We start from the raw sequence: 18,356 nt of genomic DNA on the forward strand, positions 1-18,356 counted from the left end.
GGCTGGCGGTGGGGCGGCTGGGGGCCGGGCCGGCCGTAGGGGGGCGGGGGCGGGGGTGGCGCGGGGGAATCGCCGGGCGGGGTGTGCAGGGGGGCGACGATGGTCGGCGCGGCGTGCACCGGCGGCACGGCGGGTGCGGGGGCCGGCGGCGGCGCGAAGCCCTGCGCGGCGGGTTGGGGCGCGAGGGCCGGAGCAGGCGCGGGGGCGGGCGCGGCTCCGCCGGGCACGCCGAACGCGGGCGGCGCGGCGGCCTGGGCGGGCGGGGCGAAACCGGGCACGGCTCCGCCGGCCTCCGGCTGCTGCTGGGGGGCGGCCGGCTCGTCCTCGGCCACCTCGCCGCCGAAGTTCCGCAGGAGCGCGTCGAGCCCGCCGTCGAAGCCCTGTCCGACGGCGGCGAACCGCCAGACGTCCTTGAAGTAGAAGTCGCCCAGCATCACGGCCCGCTCGGTGGAGAACTCCGAGCCGCTGAACGGGTACCGGGCCACTTCCTCGCCACCCGCGACGATACGGATGTACCCGGGGCCGACCTGCGACATCTGCCCGGCACCGTCGAGGGTCGCCGTGAAGGACAGCTTCCTGATCTGCTGCGGAATCCGGTCCAGCGTCACGCGGAACGACTCTGTGTCGCCCGCCTGGGCGCCCAGGAGCTGAACGGACTCCTCGGGGGACTTCGGCTGGTTGTAGAAGATGAAGTAACGGTCGTCGGAGAGCCGTTCGTCGGCGTCGAGACCGAAGCAGCTGATGTCGAAGGTCAGCCCCGGACCGGAGATCTGCACGCCTACGTACAGATCCGTCCCCGCCGTGAGGTCACTGATCCTGGCCTTGTGGCCGCGTTGGAATTCCCTGGCCATGCGTACGACCGTCCCCCATCCCGAATGTGAGTGCGTCGCGCCAGGCTAACGGCAAACACGGACACCGGCCGAAGTCGGTACAAACCCGGTACACAACGCGTGCGCGGGCTCACGGTGCGCTCACCCCGGGCGGTGCTCACGCGCCATGCGCACCCGGTACATGCGGCAGGCGCTCGGCCGCGACCACCCCTTCGAGATAACCACGGGCCCGTTCGGTCCTCGGATACGCCTCCAGCAACCGCCAGAAACGCGGGCCGTGCCCGGGCACCAGCAGATGTGCCAGCTCGTGGCAGAGGACGTAGTCGACGACGTACTCGGGCATGCCCTGCAGCCGGTGCGACAGCCGGATGCTTCCCTCGGACGGGGTGCACGAGCCCCAGCGCGTGTTCTGGTTGGTGACCCAGCGCACCGAGACGGGTCTGGCCCGCCCGCCGAGGTACTGGTCGGACAGCCGCCGGGCGCGCTCGGCCAGCTCCGTGTCCCCGAGGGTCCGCCTGCTCTCCTGGGCGGCCAGCTTGTCGAGCATGACGGTCACCCAGCGCTGCTCCTCCGCCTCGGACATCCGGGCGGGGATGAGCACGATCGTGCGATCGCCCTCGCGGTACGCGGAGACCGTTCTGCGACGTCGGGCGCTCCTGCGGACCTCGATCGCGCTCGCCCGTGAGCCGCTCGTCGGCTGGCTCGTCGTACTGCGCTGTGACGTTCCGGCGCGGTGCAGTGGGTCGGCGGGCACGTCCCGACGGTACCCGCTGCACACGGGGAAGTCTTGGCTCCGGAACGGTTCCCCGGCGATCCCCCCATCGGGCGCCGGATTTGTACGATGAATTCCACCGCCTGTGGACAACTTTCGGCAGCCTTCGTCCCGTCCCGGCATGCTGGCATGCGTCGGACGAGCCGCGAAGGGCTCGCCCGCCCCACGGGGACGATCCGGTACATACGGGGGCCTGTCATGCATCCGATGGTCAAGCCCGCGCTTCGGCGCGGATGGCGCGATCTCCACACCGTGCAGTTCGGGGTGACACCGGCGCACGCGTTGACGCTGAGCCCGGTGGACACGGCCACGGGCAGCTTCCTCGACCTGCTCGACGGCACCCGCGGGCTGGAGCTCCTGCGGGAGGAATCACGGCGCATGGACCTGCCCGAGGGCCATGTCGACCGGCTGGTGCGCCGGCTGTCGCGGGCCGGGCTGCTGGACGACTCGCGGGGCGGCGGACCGGCCGCCGAGGCCCTGCGGAAGAAACCGGAGGTGCTCGACCGGCTCCGTCCGGACCTGGCGTCCCTCGCCCTGACCACCTCCGCACCGGGCGATCCGCTCCGCCGGCTGGCGGCGCGCCGCAGTGTGCGGGTGCAGGTGAGAGGCGCGGGCCGGGTGGGCGCCGCCCTCGCGGCACTGTTGTCGGGGGCCGGGGTGGGCGAGGTCGACGTGCGCGACGTCGGACGGGTCGAGCCGTGGGACGTCACACCGGGCGGGCTGCCCGCCGAGGCCCTCGGCGACCGCAGGGACGAGGCGGCCCGCCGCGCGGTGCGCCGGGCCGCCCCGGACCGCCCGCCGCGCCGGACCGACCGGTCCCCCCTCGAAGAAGGCGACCCCGGCTTCGGCCTGGTCGTCCTCGCCCCGCGGGACGACGTCGCCGTGCACGCACCCGATCCGGGAGCCGCCGAAACCCTCGTGTCCTCGGGCACGCCCCACCTCTACGCCGGTGTCGTGGAGGGGACCGGTGTGGTCGGCCCGCTGGTCCTGCCCGGCGAGACGGGCTGTGCGGGCTGCCTCCAGCAGGACCGCACCGACCGGGACCCGGTCTGGCCGCGCCTGGCCGCCCAGTGGCGCTCCGGGCGGCAGCGCCGGGTCGGCGCCTGCGACCTGACGCTGGCCACGACGGTGGCCGGGCTGGCGGCCGCTCACGCGCTCGCCTTCCTGGACGGCCGGGTCCCGTCCAGCGCCGGCGCACGCTGGGAGGTCTCCCTCCCCGCCCTGCACTGGCATGCGCGCCCGGTCCGGCCGCACCCGGTCTGCTCGTGCGGGGCCGCGCGCAAAGGTCCGGAAAAAGGTAAGGGAGAACACACCCCCGGGGACGGGGGGTCGCACGAGACAATGGCCGTGCACGGGCCGTCGGAGGAGTGGCGCCGCAAGGCGGACGCGAAGCGGCCGGCAGGGACTTGGAGGGCGCATGTCTGATCTTCCCCGGAAAGCGGTCACCCGGACCGCCAAACTGGCCGCGCTCCCGCTCGGCTTCGCCGGGCGGGCCACCTGGGGGCTCGGCAAGCGGATCGTGGGCGAGTCCGCGGAGCTTGTCGGCCGTGAGCTCCAGCAGCGCACCGCCGAGCAGCTGTTCAAGGTGCTCGGCGAGCTCAAGGGCGGCGCGATGAAGTTCGGCCAGGCCCTGTCGGTCTTCGAGTCGGCCCTGCCGGAGGAGGTCGCCGGTCCCTACCGGGCGGCGTTGACCAAGCTGCAGGAGGCCGCACCACCGATGCCCACCCGTACCGTCCACGCGGTGCTGGCGGAGCGGCTGGGCGAGGGCTGGCAGGAGCTGTTCCTGGAGTTCGAGGACAAGCCGTCCGCCGCGGCCTCGATCGGCCAGGTACACCGGGCGGTGTGGCACGACGGCCGCGAAGTGGCGGTCAAGGTGCAGTACCCGGGCGCCGGCGAGGCCCTGCTGTCCGACCTGAACCAGCTGAGCCGCTTCGCCCGTCTGCTGGGCCCGCTCATCCCCGGCATGGACGTCAAGCCGCTGATCACGGAGCTCAAGGACAGGGTCTCCGAGGAGCTGGACTACGGCCTGGAGGCCCAGGCCCAGCGGGCCCACGCCGAGGAGTTCGACGGCGACCCCGACGTCGTCGTGCCGGACGTGGTCCATCAGTGCGAGCAGGTGCTGATCACCGAGTGGATGGACGGCGTACCGCTGTCGGAGATCATCTCGGACGGCACGGAGGCACAGCGCGACCGCGCCGGGCAGCTTCTGGCCCGCTTCCTGTTCTCCGGCCCCGCCCGCACCGGTCTGCTGCACGCCGACCCGCATCCCGGAAACTTCCGTCTGCTGCCCGGCGGCCCGGAGGGCGAGGACGACTGGCGCCTGGGCGTACTGGACTTCGGCACCGTGGACCGCCTCCCGGGCGGGCTGCCCGAGCCCATCGGCGCGGCCCTGCGCATGACGCTGGACGGCGAGGCGGAGGCCGTCTACGACATGCTCCGCGCCGAGGGCTTCGTCAAGGAGTCGGTCGAACTCGACCCCGACACCGTCCTCGACTACCTCCTGCCGATCATCGAGCCGGCCCGGGCCGACGAGTTCACCTTCACCCGCGGCTGGATGCGGAGCCAGGCGGCCCGGATAGCCGATCCCCGATCCCCCGCCTCCCAGCTCGCCAAGCAGCTCAACCTCCCTCCGGCCTACCTGTTGATCCACCGGGTGACCCTGAGCACCATCGGCGTGCTCTGTCAGCTGAGCGCGACGGTGCGGCTGCGGGAGGAGCTGGAGGAGTGGCTGCCGAACTTCCTCCCGGAGGAACCGGTGGAGGAGGAGCCGGCCGCCCAGGCATGACGGATACGCCGAGCGCCGCGGACGCCGGCCGCCGCCCTCCACGGAGAAGGTCCAGGTCGGCTGCGGTCTCTCGGCTCGGGTGCCGCACCGGGCGCACACCAGCGGCTCCGGCTCCGCCGCGCAGCCGTCGTCGTCACCGCCGCCGGGATGACTCGTCACCCGGCGACGACAACGCCGCTCCCGACGGCTCGCCCCGCGCAACGCACCGCGGGGACCGGCCCGTTCACACGGACCGGCCCCCGCGAAAAGAGCCGGGCCCCCTCTGGTGGGGAGCCGCCGCCTCAGGTGGGATCGGTTACTGCATGACCGCCATGGCGAGCGCGCGGCGGGCGCGCCAGGAGGCGCGCTCGGCCCGGCGCTGCATCCGGCGAGCGGTCACCAGGCGCACGGCCTGGCGCTCCCGCTGCGCCTCCTGCAGTCGCTCGTGCATATGCGCACGGGCCAGGGCTTCTGGAATGAGTTGCATCTCTCGGGTCCTGTTCTGGCGCGAGTCGTTCGCACCGCTGGTGGTGAAGTCTTCGGTCGCGGAGCCTGCGGGCTCGTGAGTGGACGGCATCATCGGGGCCTGCTTCTGGGGGTCGTGCGTGAGGGGGCGGTCGATCGTTCCTGGGGTGTTCATGCCGTGACCGGGTTCTTGCGCGGGCGGCCACGCGGCCGCTTGCGGGCGACGACGACTCCCTGGACGAACAGCTCGCCACCCCAGACACCCCAGGGCTCACGCCGCTCCTTGGCGCCGGCGAGGCAGGCCTCCATCAGCGGGCAGGTGCGGCAGAGGGACTTGGCGTACTCGACGTCCGCCGGCGACTCCGCGAAGAAGACCTCCGGGTCGTAGGAACGGCACGGGACGGGTACGCCGAGGTTCTCGATGGCGTCGTCGAGCGCGGTGAGCGCGGTGAGCGGAGTCAAGGTCGGGTCCTCCGTGGAGCCGGGCTTGGGGATCGTGTCGGAAGGCGGTACGGACGGGACGTGCGCTTCGAGTTGCACGGTTCGTCTTCCTCGTCTGGTCGTTTCCGGCCTGTTGGCCGGGTGGCGGCTGGTACCGGGCTCTTTTCTTGCCCCGAGGCGCTTCGCTCTCCCCGCTTGAGGGAAAACAGAAGGGCCGCGGATCCCGGATGGGGTTCCGCGGCCCTGAAGGCGCCGGCCTGATCACATCAGGCTGGATCACTCCAGGGTTCTGGCCCACGGAAGGCCCACATCAGGTGGTGCTGCGTCGTCCGCTTCCGGAATCCGGCACCGGCTGCCGCAAAGGCATAGGCCTTCGCCTGTGCCACTACCGCTTCCAGTGCCTCGGTCGGTCGCTCATCGCGCTCACGGACGGCAGGAGCCGCGGGAGCGTGGGAGGACACCAGACGCGCGGCACGAATGCCGGACAGACCGGTGCCCTGGTTCGAGGCGCCGAGCATGCACAGGGAGACGGCCGAGCGATCGGTCAGTTTGACGACGGAGCTGGTGTTGATGCTGATCACTGGACTCGCCTCCTCTCGGCGTCTAGGGGACTGGGATGAGCCAGTCCGCGGATATGCAAGTACAACACGGAGTCAGGGCCTTGGAGAAGGCTGCCGTCCCCGTGCCTAAGAACCTATGGGGATTGCCGGGGCATGCGCAAACTATTTTTCCGACGAGTTCGGATCAGTCCTGATCCCGTTCCTCGTCGATGTCACGGCCTGCGCAGATGGCCAGAACATCGGCTCCGTAGCGGCCCAGCTTGCGCATCCCCACCCCCGGGATCCTGGCCAGCGCGTGCTCGTCGTCGGGGACCGTCTCGGCGATGGCCATCAGCGTCTTGTCGGTGAAGACGCAGAAGGCCGGCTGCCCACTGCGCCCCGCCTGGACGGCGCGCCACTCACGGAGCCGCTCGTACAGACCCTCGTCCATGTCGGTGGGGCAGTCCTCACAGCGCATCAGCTTCATCTCGCCCGCGTCGGTCAGCGTGCGGCCGCACACCCGGCAGCGGGCGGGACTGCGCTGTCCTCGCCTCGGCCCCGGGACGACCGAGGCGGACGCCGCCCCGAACGAGCCGCGCTCCACACCTCCCGCGCCGACCGCCCCGCCACGGCCCGCAGCGGCATGCGAGCCGGGGCGCAGCCCGTGCAGGAAGCGGCTGGGACGCCGGTTCGGCCGACTGCCGGGTGAACGGGAGAGCGCCCAGGAGAGATGGAGGCGCTCACGGGCGCGGGTGACACCGACATAGAGGAGGCGGCGCTCCTCCTCGATCTGCTCGTCGGTCTTTGCGTAGGTGATCGGCATCATGCCCTCGGCGACACCGACCAGGAAGACGGCGTCCCACTCCAGGCCCTTGGCCGAGTGCAGAGAGGCGAGGGTGACGCCCTGCACGGTCGGGGCGTGCTGGGCGCCGGCCCGCTCGTCGAGTTCGGCGACGAGGTCGGCGAGGGTGGCGCCGGGTCTGGCGGCGGCGAAGTCCTGGGCGAGGTGCACCAGCGCCGCCAGTGACTCCCAGCGTTCCCGGACCGCTCCGGAACCGGCCGGCGGCTGGGTCGTCCAGCCCTCGCCCGAGAGCACGGCGCGCACCTGGGAGGGCAGGTCGGGGGCGTCGTCGAGGAGGGGGTCGTTGCCGCCGAAGCGGGCCGCGCCGCGCAGGGCGATGCCGGCCTTGCGCACCTCGGGCCGGTCGAAGAACCGCTCGGCGCCCCGTAGCTGGTAGGGCACGCCGGCGTCGGCCAGAGCCTGCTCGTAGGTCTCGGACTGGGCGTTCGTCCGGAACAGGACGGCGATCTCACTCGCCGGGACCCCCGCGTCGATCAGCTCGCGGATGCGGCGTGCGGCGCCCTCCGCCTCGGCCGGTTCGTCGGTGTACTCGGTGAAGACCGGCTCGGCCCCCGCGGCGCGCTGGGAGATCAGTTCCAGCCGGTGCTCGGCGGCCCGGCCACGGGCCTGGGTGAGCAGGCCGTTCGCCAGGCGGACGACCTGGGGGGTCGAGCGGTAGTCGCGGACCAGCTTGACGACGGTGGCCCCGGGATGACGGGTGCGGAAGTCGAGCAGATGGTCGGGGGTTGCGCCCGTGAACGAATAGATCGTCTGGCTGGCGTCGCCGACCACGCACAGGTTCTCCCGCTCGCCGAGCCACAGTTCCAGCAGGCGCTGCTGGAGCGGGCTGACGTCCTGGTACTCGTCGACGACGAAGTGCTGGTACTGGGCGCGGACCTGTTCGGCGATGTCGTGCCGGTCCTGCAGGACGGCGACGGTCAGCAGCAGCACGTCCTCGAAGTCGATGACGGCGCGCTCGCGCTTGAGGTCCTCGTAGGCGGAGTAGAGCTGGGCGATCTCGGCGGGGTCACGGGGGGACTCCCGGCCGGCCTTGGCGGCGGCGGCCGCGTAGTCGGCCGGGACGGTCTGGGTGACCTTGGACCATTCGATCTCCGCGGTGACGTCCCGCAGCTCGCCCCGGTCGAGCCGGATGCGGCAGGCGACGGCCGCGTCGGCGACCAGCTGGATCTTGCGGTCGACGAGCCGGGGCAGGGAGCCGCCGATCGCTTTCGGCCAGAAGTACTGGAGCTGGCGCAGCGCCGCGGAGTGGAAGGTGCGGGCCTGGACGCCGACGGCGCCGAGCTGGCGCAGCCGGCCGCGCATCTCCCCGGCGGCGCGGTTGGTGAAGGTGACGGCGAGCACGCTGGAGGGCTGGAGGACGCCCGCACGCACCCCGTAGGCGATCCGGTGGGTGATCGCCCGGGTTTTGCCGGTGCCGGCGCCCGCCAGCACGCACACCGGGCCCTGCAGGGCGGTGGCGACGGCGCGCTGCTCGGGGTCGAGCCCTTCGAGCACCGCGTCGGCCGAGTCCGGTACCTGTGGGAAGAGAGGGGAGTGCGTTGCTGCTGTCACACAGCCATGCTGCCAGGTCGCCGGAGACGGGCGAGCCGGTTGTCCACAGGGAGGGCCACGCAGTCGTATCAATGCGGCGGGCATCACGTGGGAGTCGTACGGCACCCATGGGAATGCTTGCGCTTTCACGTACGTTCCCCCCACGACGAGGACTTCCCCGAGCCGTCGAAGGAGCGCGAGAGGCATGCAGGGCACTGTGACGATGTACAGCACCACGTGGTGCGGCTACTGCCGTCGGTTGAAGAGCCAGATGGACCGTGAGGGCATCGCGTACACCGAGATCAACATCGAGCAGGACCCGGAGTCCGCGGCCTTCGTCGAGAAGGCGAACGGCGGGAACCAGACGGTGCCGACGGTCCTCTTCCCCGACGGTTCGACGCTCACCAACCCGTCGCTGGCCCAGGTGAAGCAGAAGGTCGGCGTCTGAGCGGTCCGCACGGAGCGGGGTGGCCTCCTCGAACGGGAGGAGGCCACCCCGCTTCTTCGTGCCCCGGTTCAGAAGGCGCTGCGGGTCGGCAGGTCCTTGCCGTACCAGCGCTCGATCAGGCGGGCCGCGATCGAGATGCCGTACGGCGGGAGCACCTCGCCGGACTCGAAGGCGGCGCCGAGCTCGTCGCGGGAGAACCAGCGGGCCTCGTGGATCTCGTCGCCGTCCACGTTGATCTCGGTCGAGGTGGCGCGGGCGGTGAAGCCCAGCATGAGGCTGGACGGGAAGGGCCAGGGCTGGCTGGCGACGTACTCGACCTCGCCGACGCCGATGCCGGCCTCCTCGTGGACCTCGCGGCGTACCGACTGCTCGATGGACTCCCCCGGCTCGACGAATCCGGCGAGCGTGGAGAAGCGGCCCTCGGGCCAGTGGACCTGGCGGCCGAGCAGGATGCGGTCCTGGTCGTCGACCACGGCCATGATCACCGCCGGGTCGGTGCGCGGGTAGTGCTCGGCGCCGCAGGCGGGGCAGCGGCGGATGTGGCCGGCGGCGGCGATGACGGTGCGCTCTCCGCAGCGGGAGCAGAAGCGGTGCAGCCGTTGCCAGTTCTCCAGGGCGACCGCGTGCACCATCAGGCCGGCCTCGCGCTGCGACAGGAGCAGTCCCGCCTCGCGCAGGCCCGCCGGGCGGGCGGAGTCGTCCATGCGGCCGGGCAGGGAGTCCTTCTGGAGGGCGAAGTAGCTGACGCCCTCGTCGTCGATGCCCAGGAAGTAGCGGTGGGCCTCGGTGAGCGGGGCCTCGAAGGACGGGGTCATGACGAGTTCGGTACGCCCGTCCGCCGTCTCGTCGATGAGGACCTGGCCGCCGGAGACCACGAAGCAGCGGGTCGAGGGGTGGCTCCACGCCGCGGCGAGCCATGCCTCGTCGAGCCGGTGGTGGGCGGCGCGGTCGATGCCGCTCGGGGCGGTGAGCGAGATGGGACGGTCGGCGGTGTGGTCGGTCCAGGTGGTCACGGGTGCTTCCAACTCCCCCGGTGAAACGGATTGGGTCGGCGGGCGGTTCGGCGGGACGTGCGGCGGGAGGGACCGGGTCCTGCGGGGCGCGGCGGCGGGTCCCTTCCAGTGTGCCCCGCGCGGATGTCCGGTTCGGACGGCGGGCGAGGTCAGGGGGCGTGCCGCCAGTGCTCGGCGAGGTCGCTCCACAGGTACGCGCTGGTCTCGACGCCTTTGAGGAGCAGGTCCAGGTCGACCTTCTCGTTGGGGGCGTGCCAGCCGTCGGACGGGACGGAGATGCCGAGGAACAGCACCGGTGCGCCGAGGACGTCCTGGAGGTCGGCGGCCGGTCCGGAGCCGCCCTCGCGGGTGAAGCGGACGGGCCGGTCGAAGGCGCGGCCCATCGCGCGGACCACCGACCGCAGGGCCGGGTGGTCCAGCGGTGTCAGGCAGGGTCGGGTGGCGGGGCTGAAGGAGATCTCGTGGCGGATGCCGTCGGGCAGCTGTCCGGGCACCCAGGCTTCGACGGCCTCGCGCACGCGCTCCGGATCCTGGCCGGCGACGAGCCGGAAGGAGAGCTTCACCATGGCGGAGGACGGGATGATCGTCTTGCTGCCGGGGCCCTGGTAGCCGCCGCCGATGCCGTTGACCTCGGCGGTGGGCCGGGCCCAGACGCGCTCCAGGGTGCTGTATCCGGCTTCGCCCCGGGTGCCGTGGGACTTGGCGGTGCGCAGCCACTGCCGCTCGTCGAAGGGCAGCTCGGCGAAGAGTTCGCGTTCGCGGTCGGTGAGCTCGACGACACCGTCGTAGAAGCCGGGGATCGCCACGCGCGCGTGCTCGTCGTGCAGGGCGGCCACCAGGCGGGCGACGGCGGTGGCGGGGTTGGGCACCGCGCCCCCGAAGGAACCGGAGTGGATGTCCTGGTCGGGGCCGTGGAGCCGGATCTCGCACTCGGCGAGGCCGCGCATGCCGGTGCACACGGTGGGGGTGTCCTCGGACCACATGCCGGTGTCGGAGACGATCACGGCGTCGGCGGTGAGCCGGTCCGCGTGCTGTTCGACGAGCGCGCGGAAGTGCGGGGAGCCGGATTCCTCCTCGCCCTCGATCAGCAGCTTCAGGTGGACGGCCGGGGTGGTGCGGCCGGTGGCGGCGAGGTGGGCCCGGACACCGAGGGTGTGGAAGAACACCTGGCCCTTGTCGTCGGCAGCACCGCGCGCGTAGAGGCGGTCGTCCCGGACGACGGGTTCGAAGGGCTCGCTGTCCCAGCCGTCCTCGCGGGCCGCGGGCTGCACGTCGTGGTGGCCGTAGACCAGCACGGTGGGCGCCTCGGGGTCGGCGGAGGGCCATTCGGCGTAGACGGCCGGGGCGCCGGGGGTGGGCCAGACCTCGGCGGTCGGGAAGCCGGTCTCCTTGAGTTCGGCGGCGAGCCAGTCGGCGCTGCGGCGCACGTCGGGCGCGTGGTCGGGCTGGGCCGAGACGGACGGGATGCGCAGCCACTCGGTGAGGTCGTCGAGGAAGGCGACGCGGTGCTGTGCGATGTACGTACGGACGGCGCTGACGGCGGTGTCAACGGGCTGGCTCATGTCCTCGAGCCTATCGGCCCGCGCCGGTGTCCTCGGAGTGCGGTATCTCACCGGACGGCTCCCCGAGCAGCAGTCGCTCCAGTTCCGCGCGGCCGGGCAGGGGGTCGGGGCGGACGATCTCACCGGTGCGTACGTACAGGAACGCGGCGGTGACGCTCTCCAGGGGGACGCCCTGCTGTTCGGCCCAGGCGAGCCGGTAGACGGCGAGCTGGAGCGGGTCGGCGGTGCGGTCGCGGGCGGTCTTCCAGTCGACGATCTCGTACGTCGTCCCGTCCCCGTCGTCCTCCCTGTAGACGGCGTCGATGCGGCCGCGGACGACGCGGCCGGCGATCGACAGCTGGAAGGGGGTTTCCACCCGGTGGGGGGTGCGGTGGGCGTACTCGGTGCGTTCGAAGGCCTCCTTGAGGGTCTCCAGGTCGCGTTCGTCGGCGATCTCGGCGTCGCTGCCGGGCAGCTCGTCCGGGTCGAGCATGGGCAGCGTCAGCTCCTCGAAGCGCGCCTCGATCCAGGCGTGGAAGCGGGTGCCGCGGCGCGCGGCGGGCTGTGGGGGGCGGGGCATGGGGCGGGCCAGTTCCCGGGCGAAGCCGTCCGGGTCGGCGGCCAGGCGCAGCAGCTCGGAGGCGGTCAGCGAGGCGGGCAGGCGGACCTCGGTGACGCTCGCGCGGGTGTGCAGGAGCTCTCCGGTGAGGGCGTCGAGGTCGCGGTCCCAGGAGGCGACGGTGCGGGCCTCCTCGGGGGTGAGACGGGGCCGCGGTGGGTGGTCCGGCTCCGCGGTGCTCGGGTGCGCGGCGGTCTCCGGCGGCGTCGCCTGGTGCGGGACGGTGGGGCGGTCGGTGCTCCAGGAGTCCCAGTCGTCCGGGCCGGCGGCCGCGAAGGGGTCCTCCTCGGGGAGGGGGTCCTCGTCGTCGGGCGGTGGCGGCCAGTCCGGATCGTCGTGGGCGTCGGGGTCGTGTACGGCCGTGGCGGGGCCGTCCGGGGCGGCGGCGAGGCGGTGGAGGTGGGCGAGGACGGTGTCGGCGGCCGCGCGGCGGCGGGTGAGGGCGGCGGCGTCGAGGGGCAGGGGCCACACCTGGTCGTCGTCGGCCCGGTGCAGGGCGGGGTTCTCCTCGTCCTCGGCGGGCTCGTCGGCCCACGCCTCGATCTCGCCGTGTCCGGCGGCGCAGTGCGCGTGCAGGGCGTGGAGGAAATCGGAGGGGCCGCGCGGTTTCTTCTGGCTGGGCCCCCACCAGTGGCCGGAGCCGAGGAGCAGGGAGCGGGGGCGGGTGAAGGTGACGTAGCCGAGGCGGAGTTCCTCGGTGTGCTGGTGGTCCTTCATGGCCTCGTGGAAGGCCTTCAGGCCGCGGGAGTCCCAGGACTCGACGTCGGGCAGGGTGTCGGCGTCGCCGCGCAGTCGGTGCGGCAGCACCTTGCCCTGCGCGGTCCACTTCTCGCGGCCCTGGCTGCTGGGGAAGGTGCCGGTGACCAGTCCGGGGACGGCGACGACGTCCCATTCGAGGCCCTTGGACTTGTGCGCGGTGAGGACCTTGACGGTGTTCTCGCCGCCGGGCAGCGCGTTGTCGAGGCCCTTCTCGTACTGGGCGGCGGTGCGCAGGAAGCCGAGGAAGGCGAGCAGGGTGGCCTCGCCGTCGCCGGCGGCGAAGGACGCGGCGACGTCGAGGAAGTTGGAGAGGGTCTCGCGCCGGCGGGCGGCCAGGGCGTGCGGGGACGCGGAGAGTTCGACCTCCAGGCCGGTGACGGCGAGGACGCGGTGCAGGACGTCCATGAGGGGGTCGGCGAGGCAACGGCGGAGGTCGCGCAGTTCGGTGGCCAGGCGGGCGAAGCGCACGCGCGCGTCCGGTGAGAAGGGCAGGCCGTCGTCGTCCCCGCGGCCGTCCAGGGGTGTCTCCAGGAAGGTGTCGAGGGCGTCGGCGAGCGAGATCACCTCGGCCGGGTCGACACCCTCGACGGCTTCGGCGAGCCGCCGGTCGGGGTCGTCGTCGCCGTCCACGCGCGCGTGGGAGACGAGCCGTCGTGCGCGCCGCCCCAGCAGGGCGAGGTCCCGGGGGCCGATGCGCCAGCGCGGGCCGGTCAGCAGCCGTACGAGGGAGGCGTTGGCGCCGGGGTCCTGGAGGACCTCGCAGACGGCGACCAGATCGGCGATCTCGGGAAGGTGCAGCAGCCCGGACAGGCCGACCACCTCGACGGGGACGTCCCTGGCGACCAGGGCGCCCTGGATCTCGGCGAAGTCGCCGGCCGTGCGGCACAGCACGGCGATCTCGCCGGGCGCCCTGCCGGTGTTCACGAGGTGGGCGATGGAGTCGGCGATCCAGTCGATCTCCTCCGCGTGGGTGGGCAGCAGGGCGCAGCGGACGGTGCCGTCGCGTTCGGCGCCGGGGGCCGGGCGGAGGGCCTCCACGCCCGCGTGCATGGCGCGCAGGGGTGCGGCGAGGTCGTTGGCCAGGTCGAGCAGCCGGCCGCCGCTGCGGCGGTTCTCGCTGAGCGACTGGCGGGTGGCGGGGCGGCCGTCGGCGTGGGGGAAGTGTTCGGGGAAGTCGTCGAGGTTGGCGACGGAGGCGCCGCGCCAGCCGTAGATCGCCTGGCAGGGGTCGCCGACGGCGGTCACCGGGTGGCCGGTGCCGCCGCCGAACAGTCCGGCCAGCAGGACCCGCTGGGCGACGGAGGTGTCCTGGTACTCGTCGAGGAGGACCACGCGGAACTCGTCGCGCAGGACGCGGCCCACCTCGGGGAGGGCGGCGAGCCGGGCGGACAGGGCGATCTGGTCGCCGAAGTCGAGCAGGTCGCGTTCGCGTTTGGCGGCCCGGTAGCGCAGCACGAGAGCGGCGAGCTCGCGCCGCGCGGCGGCCGCCTCGGGGACCTTGCGCAGGTCGGCGTTGGTGAGTCTGGTGCTCTCCAGGGTGCGCAGCAGCTCGGCGTCGTGGGCGCGCAGGTCCTCGGGCCGTACGAGGTGTTCGGCCAGCTCGCCGTCGAGGGTGAGGAGGTCGCCGACCAGGTCGGGGAAGGAGCGGGTGAGCGCCGGGTAGAGGCCGGGGGCCTCGCGCAGGACCCGCGCGGCGAGCTGGTAGCGGGTGGCGTCGGCGAGGAGGCGGGAGGTCGGTTCGAGGCCGACGCGCAGGCCGTGGTCGGTCAGGAGGCGGCCGGCGAAGGCGTGGTACGTGGAGATCACGGGCTCGCCCGGGGGGTTGTCCGGGTCGATGGCATCCGGGTCGGTGACGCCGGCCTTGATCAGCGCCTTGCGGACGCGCTCGGCGAGTTCGCCGGCGGCCTTGTTGGTGAAGGTGAGACCGAGTACCTGTTCGGGGGCGACCTGGCCGGTGCCGACCAGCCACACCACGCGGGCCGCCATCACCGTGGTCTTGCCCGACCCGGCTCCGGCCACGATCACCTGCGGGGCGGGCGGCGCGGTGATGCAGGCCGTCTGCTCCGGGGTGAACGGGATGCCGAGGAGCTCCTTGAGCTGATCGGGATCGGTGATACGGGCGGGCACACGCAGAATCTAGCGGTGGGCACTGACAGCGCGGGCCGTCAGAGCCCTCCGGGAGTGGAGAACCGCAGGTCGGCGCGGGTGGTGCGATGCGTCACGCCGGTCACTCGACCACGTGCCGGCCCTCGGGCCGGGCGCTGCACGAGGCCCGGAACGCGCAGTGGGCGCAGTGCTGGCCCGCGGTCGGTCCGAACCGTTCGTCGAGGACCTTCCCGGCGGCCGTGGCCAGCAGGTCGCCGATCCACTCCCCCTCCGGCGGTTCCTGGGCCTGCACCTTGGGCAGGGTCTCGCCGCCGTCCCGCTTGGCGGCCCCCTGGCGCAGCTGGACGAGCTCGGCGCCGCCCGGTTCGGGGCGCGTTCCGCCGAAGAGGTCGTCGACGGCGCCCTCCCCGACGGCGAGCTGGTAGACGGCGAGCTGGGGGTGGCGCTCCACCTCCTTGGCGCTGGGCGCCTGTTTGCCGGTCTTGAAGTCGACGACGTACGCGCGTCCCTCGCCGTCGGTCTCGACGCGGTCCATCTGGCCGCGGATGCGGACCTCGTAGTCGCCCGCTTCGAGGGTGACGTCGAAGTCGTGCTCGCTGGCCACCGGGGTGCGTCCGGCGCGGTCCATGACGTGCCACTCGAGGAAGCGTTCGAGTGCCACGCGCGCGTGCTCCTTCTCCTGGGCCGACTTCCACGGCGCGTCGAAGGCGAGCGCGTTCCACACCGAGTCGAGGCGCTCCATGAGGACCTCGAGGTCGGCGGGGGTGTGCCCGGAGGCCACCTCGTCGGCGAGGACGTGCACCACGTTGCCGAAGCCCTGGGCGGCGGTCGCGGGTGCGTCGGCCTTCACCTCGCGGCCCAGGAACCACTGCAGGGCGCAGGTGTTGGCGAGCTGGTCGAGGGCGCTGCCGGAGAGCACGACGGGCTGGTCGCGGCTCCGCAGCGGCACCTTGCTCTCCGTGGGCTCGAACATGCCCCACCAGCGGTAGGGGTGCGCGGACGGCACCAGGGGGCGGCCGTCCTCGTCGGCGAGCGCGGCGAGCCGGGCCAGCCGTTGGGCGGCGGCCTCCCGGAGGGTGTCGGAGACCCGGGGGTCGACCGTCGTGGCGCGCAGCTCGGCGACGAGCGCGGCGACGGACAGGGGGCGGCGCGGGCGCCCGGTGACGTCCTTGGGCTCGACGCCCAGTTCGGTCAGGAAGCGGGAGGGCTGGTCGCCGTCGTCGGCGGGCGCCTTCACGGCCGTCACGACGAGCCGTTCACGCGCGCGCGTGGCGGCGACGTAGAACAGGCGGCGTTCCTCGGCGAGCAGCGCGCCGGGAGTGAGCGGTTCGGCGAGTCCGTCGCGGCCGATGCGGTCGGCCTCCAGCAGGGAACCGCGGCGGCGCAGGTCCGGCCACAGGCCCTCCTGGACGCCGGCGACGACGACCAGGCGCCACTCCAGGCCCTTCGAGCGGTGCGCGGTCATCAGGCGCACGGCGTCGGGTCGGGCGGCGCGCCGCGTGAGGGTGTCGGCGGCGATGTCCTCGGCCTCGACCTCCTCCAGGAAGTTCAGGGCGCCCCGGCCGCCGGTGCGTTCCTCCGCGCGGGCGGCGGTCGCGAACAGCGCGCACACGGCGTCGAGGTCCCGGTCCGCGTTGCGGCCGGCCGCGCCGCCGCGCCGGGCGGAGCGCTCCAGGCGCCCCGGCCACGGTGTGCCGTCCCACAGGGCCCACAGGGCCTCCTCGGCCGTACCGCCGCCGGCCAGGCGCTCGCGGGCCCGGCGCAGCAGGCCGCCGAGGCGCTGGGCGCCCCGCGCGTAGGCGGGGTCGTGCACGGCGAGCCGTTCCGGTTCGGCCAGCGCGCGCGTGAGCAGTTCGTCCGAGGGCGGCGGCAGCGGGTTGCCCGCGGCCCGCTCCTCCTCGCGCAGGGCCCGGCCCAGGCGGCGCAGGTCGGCGGCGTCCATGCCGGCGAGGGGGGAGGTGAGCAGGGTGAGGGCGGTCTCGGTGTCGAGCCAGCACGGGTCCGCCTCGGCGTCGGCCCCGGGGTCCTCCCCGTCACCCGCCTCCGCCGTCGCCACCGCGCGCAGGGCCGTCAGCAGCGGGGCCACCGCCGGTTCGTGGCGCAGGGGCAGGTCGTCGCCGTCGACGTCCACGGGGACGCCCGCCGAGGTGAGCGCGCGGCGGACGGTGGGAAGGGTGCGGGCTCCGGCCCGGACCAGGACGGCCATGTCGTTCCAGGGAACGCCGTCCTCCAGGTGCGCCCGGCGCAGGATGTCGGCGATGTTGTCCAGTTCCGTGCCGGACGTCGGGTAGGTGTACACCTCGACCCGGCCGCCGTCCCGGTCGGCGGTCAGCTCCCGGTGGGCGCGGACCTTCTCGGCGGGCAGGCGGGGCAGCGGCATGCGCCGGGTCACCCGCCGGGTGGCCTCCAGCAGGGCGGCGCCGGAGCGCCGGGAGGTGCGCAGCACCTCGACCGGGGCGGGGCGGCCGTCCGCCCGGGGGAAGACGTACGGGAACTCCAGGATGCCGCCCACGTCCGCGCCCCGGAAGGCGTAGATCGACTGGTCGGGGTCGCCGAAGGCGACGAGGGTGCGTCCGCCGGCCAGGGCGTGCAGCAGCCGCACCTGGGCGGGGTCGGTGTCCTGGTACTCGTCGACGTAGACGGCGTCGTACCGCGCGGCCAGCTGCCCGGCGATCTCCGGACGGCCGGCGAGGAGCACCGCGCGGTGGACCAGTTCGGCGTAGTCGAGGACGCCCTGCAGGTCGAGGACGTCGAGGTACTCGGCGAGGAAGGCGGAGGCGGCACGCCAGTCGGGGCGTCCGATGCGGCGGGCGAAGGCGTCCAGCGCCTCGGGACCGAGGCCCAGCTCGCGGCTGCGGGCGAGCACCGCGCGGACCTCGTCGGCGAAACCGCGGGTGGTCAGGCAGGCGCGCAGCTCGTCCGGCCAGCGCACGTGGGCGAGCCCGAGCCGCTCCAGGTCCACCTGTCCGGCGAGCAGCTCGCGGACGGTGACGTCCTGCTCGGGGCCCGACAGCAGCCGCAGCGGCTCCACGAAGAGGTCACTGTCCTGGTGGGCGCGGATCAGCGCGTAGCAGAACGAGTGGAAGGTGGTCGCCTGCGGGGCGCGCGCGGCCCCGATGCGCAGCGCCATGCGGTCGCGCAGCTCGACGGCCGCCTTGCGGCTGAACGTCAGCACCAGGATGCGCTCGGGGTCCCCGCCACGGGCGATCCGCGCGGCCACGGACTCGACCAGGGTGGTGGTCTTCCCGGTGCCCGGACCTGCGAGAACGAGCAGCGGACCGGTCCCGTGCTCAACCACGGAGCGCTGTGCGGCGTCCAGCCGAGGGGGATTCCCGCGGGCCGGCGGGGTACGCACCAGTCGATAAGCGCCACGGTTCCCCCGCCGCACCGGGGGGTGCGACAGGCCGCTGGTGGAGGAAGAGGAGCTCACGTGGTTCGCCGGTCCTGGTGGGTGTGCTGTGGGGCCGTTCGCCGCGCGTGCGAGGCGGTGGGCGCGAGGTGAAGGGGGCGCGCGCGGCCGACGCTACGCCGGTGAAAAGTGCGGAAGCAGGCTTTCCGCTTCTTCCCTCCGGGCACTCCGGCCGCACATGTCCCTTGCCTCACGAACGTACGTCATGCCACGAATGTGCTCCGCCTCACCCCGAGGGACCGGAGGTCGCACGGCGAC

General features: G+C 73.4%; 13 protein-coding genes. 3 read left to right on the top strand and 10 right to left on the bottom strand.

Annotation, left to right across the window (positions count from 1 at the left end):
• Together ADK41_RS33440 and ADK41_RS33445 are read right to left on the bottom strand one after the other, a co-directional pair.
• Positions 1-851 (bottom strand): TerD family protein (locus tag ADK41_RS33440; protein WP_167353503.1); only part of this gene is annotated, 851 nt, incomplete at its 3' end.
• A 136-nt stretch (positions 852-987) separates the two neighbouring features.
• Positions 988-1,584 (bottom strand): M48 metallopeptidase family protein, encoded by a 597-nt coding sequence (locus ADK41_RS33445; protein ID WP_030835095.1) that lies wholly within the window; start codon positions 1,582-1,584, stop codon positions 988-990.
• 216 nt (positions 1,585-1,800) lie between these two features.
• Here ADK41_RS33445 and ADK41_RS33450 point away from each other — a divergent pair, with 216 nt between their 5' ends.
• Both ADK41_RS33450 and ADK41_RS33455 read left to right on the top strand, forming a co-directional pair.
• Positions 1,801-3,027, top strand: a complete 1,227-nt coding sequence (locus ADK41_RS33450; protein WP_030835093.1) for a TOMM precursor leader peptide-binding protein — start codon at positions 1,801-1,803, stop codon at positions 3,025-3,027.
• Positions 3,020-4,387, top strand: a complete 1,368-nt coding sequence (locus tag ADK41_RS33455) for an ABC1 kinase family protein (RefSeq protein WP_030835090.1) — start codon at positions 3,020-3,022, stop codon at positions 4,385-4,387. The genes ADK41_RS33450 and ADK41_RS33455 overlap by 8 nt, the downstream gene beginning before the upstream one ends.
• A gap of 295 nt (positions 4,388-4,682) precedes the next feature.
• On the opposite strand, the gene ADK41_RS33460 is transcribed toward ADK41_RS33455, so the two are convergent.
• The 4 genes from ADK41_RS33460 to ADK41_RS33470 all read right to left on the bottom strand — a co-directional run bounded on the left by ADK41_RS33460 (position 4,683) and on the right by ADK41_RS33470 (position 8,224).
• Complete coding sequence (locus ADK41_RS33460) at positions 4,683-5,006, bottom strand: hypothetical protein (protein WP_030835087.1); 324 nt, start codon at positions 5,004-5,006, stop codon at positions 4,683-4,685.
• Positions 5,003-5,371, bottom strand: a complete 369-nt coding sequence (locus ADK41_RS33465) for a WhiB family transcriptional regulator (protein ID WP_030835084.1) — start codon at positions 5,369-5,371, stop codon at positions 5,003-5,005. Before ADK41_RS33465 ends, ADK41_RS33460 begins: the two co-directional genes overlap by 4 nt.
• A 167-nt stretch (positions 5,372-5,538) precedes the next feature.
• Positions 5,539-5,853, bottom strand: coding sequence for a hypothetical protein (locus ADK41_RS40300; RefSeq protein ID WP_078662175.1), 315 nt, complete (start codon positions 5,851-5,853; stop codon positions 5,539-5,541).
• Between the two features lie 163 nt (positions 5,854-6,016).
• The gene (locus tag ADK41_RS33470; protein WP_199822421.1) at positions 6,017-8,224 is read right to left on the bottom strand and encodes an ATP-dependent DNA helicase UvrD2; all 2,208 of its coding nucleotides are present in this window, start codon (positions 8,222-8,224) and stop codon (positions 6,017-6,019) included.
• 184 nt (positions 8,225-8,408) lie between these two features.
• Between ADK41_RS33470 and ADK41_RS33475 the strand changes: the two genes are divergently transcribed.
• Complete coding sequence (locus ADK41_RS33475; RefSeq protein ID WP_005312266.1) at positions 8,409-8,651, top strand: mycoredoxin; 243 nt, start codon at positions 8,409-8,411, stop codon at positions 8,649-8,651.
• A gap of 68 nt (positions 8,652-8,719) precedes the next feature.
• On the opposite strand, the gene nudC is transcribed toward ADK41_RS33475, so the two are convergent.
• The 4 genes from nudC to ADK41_RS33495 form a co-directional block, all read right to left on the bottom strand.
• Positions 8,720-9,664: an NAD(+) diphosphatase gene (gene nudC / locus ADK41_RS33480; protein ID WP_030835075.1), complete on the bottom strand. Its 945-nt coding sequence runs from the start codon at positions 9,662-9,664 to the stop codon at positions 8,720-8,722.
• Positions 9,665-9,813: 149 nt separating this feature from the next.
• On the bottom strand, positions 9,814-11,226 hold the full coding sequence (locus tag ADK41_RS33485; protein WP_030835071.1) for a dipeptidase: 1,413 nt from the start codon (positions 11,224-11,226) through the stop codon (positions 9,814-9,816).
• Between the two features lie 10 nt (positions 11,227-11,236).
• Positions 11,237-14,710: an ATP-dependent DNA helicase gene (locus ADK41_RS33490; RefSeq protein ID WP_030835068.1), complete on the bottom strand. Its 3,474-nt coding sequence runs from the start codon at positions 14,708-14,710 to the stop codon at positions 11,237-11,239.
• 100 nt (positions 14,711-14,810) lie between these two features.
• Positions 14,811-18,119 (bottom strand): ATP-dependent helicase, encoded by a 3,309-nt coding sequence (locus ADK41_RS33495; protein WP_078662174.1) that lies wholly within the window; start codon positions 18,117-18,119, stop codon positions 14,811-14,813.
• Positions 18,120-18,356: the final 237 nt, after the last annotated feature.

Origin of the sequence: Streptomyces caelestis (assembly GCF_001279005.1) — a bacterium.
Classification (GTDB): Bacteria; Actinomycetota; Actinomycetes; order Streptomycetales; family Streptomycetaceae; genus Streptomyces; species Streptomyces heliomycini.

Bases quoted from the DNA above. Each gene is read 5' to 3' on its own strand.
- ADK41_RS33460 (WP_030835087.1), bottom strand. From the start codon at position 5,006: ATGAACACCCCAGGAACGATCGACCGCCCCCTCACGCACGACCCCCAG.
- ADK41_RS33485 (WP_030835071.1), bottom strand. From the start codon at position 11,226: ATGAGCCAGCCCGTTGACACCGCCGTCAGCGCCGTCCGTACGTACATC.
- ADK41_RS33450 (WP_030835093.1), top strand. From the start codon at position 1,801: ATGCATCCGATGGTCAAGCCCGCGCTTCGGCGCGGATGGCGCGATCTC.
- ADK41_RS33475 (WP_005312266.1), top strand. From the start codon at position 8,409: ATGCAGGGCACTGTGACGATGTACAGCACCACGTGGTGCGGCTACTGC.
- ADK41_RS33455 (WP_030835090.1), top strand. From the start codon at position 3,020: ATGTCTGATCTTCCCCGGAAAGCGGTCACCCGGACCGCCAAACTGGCC.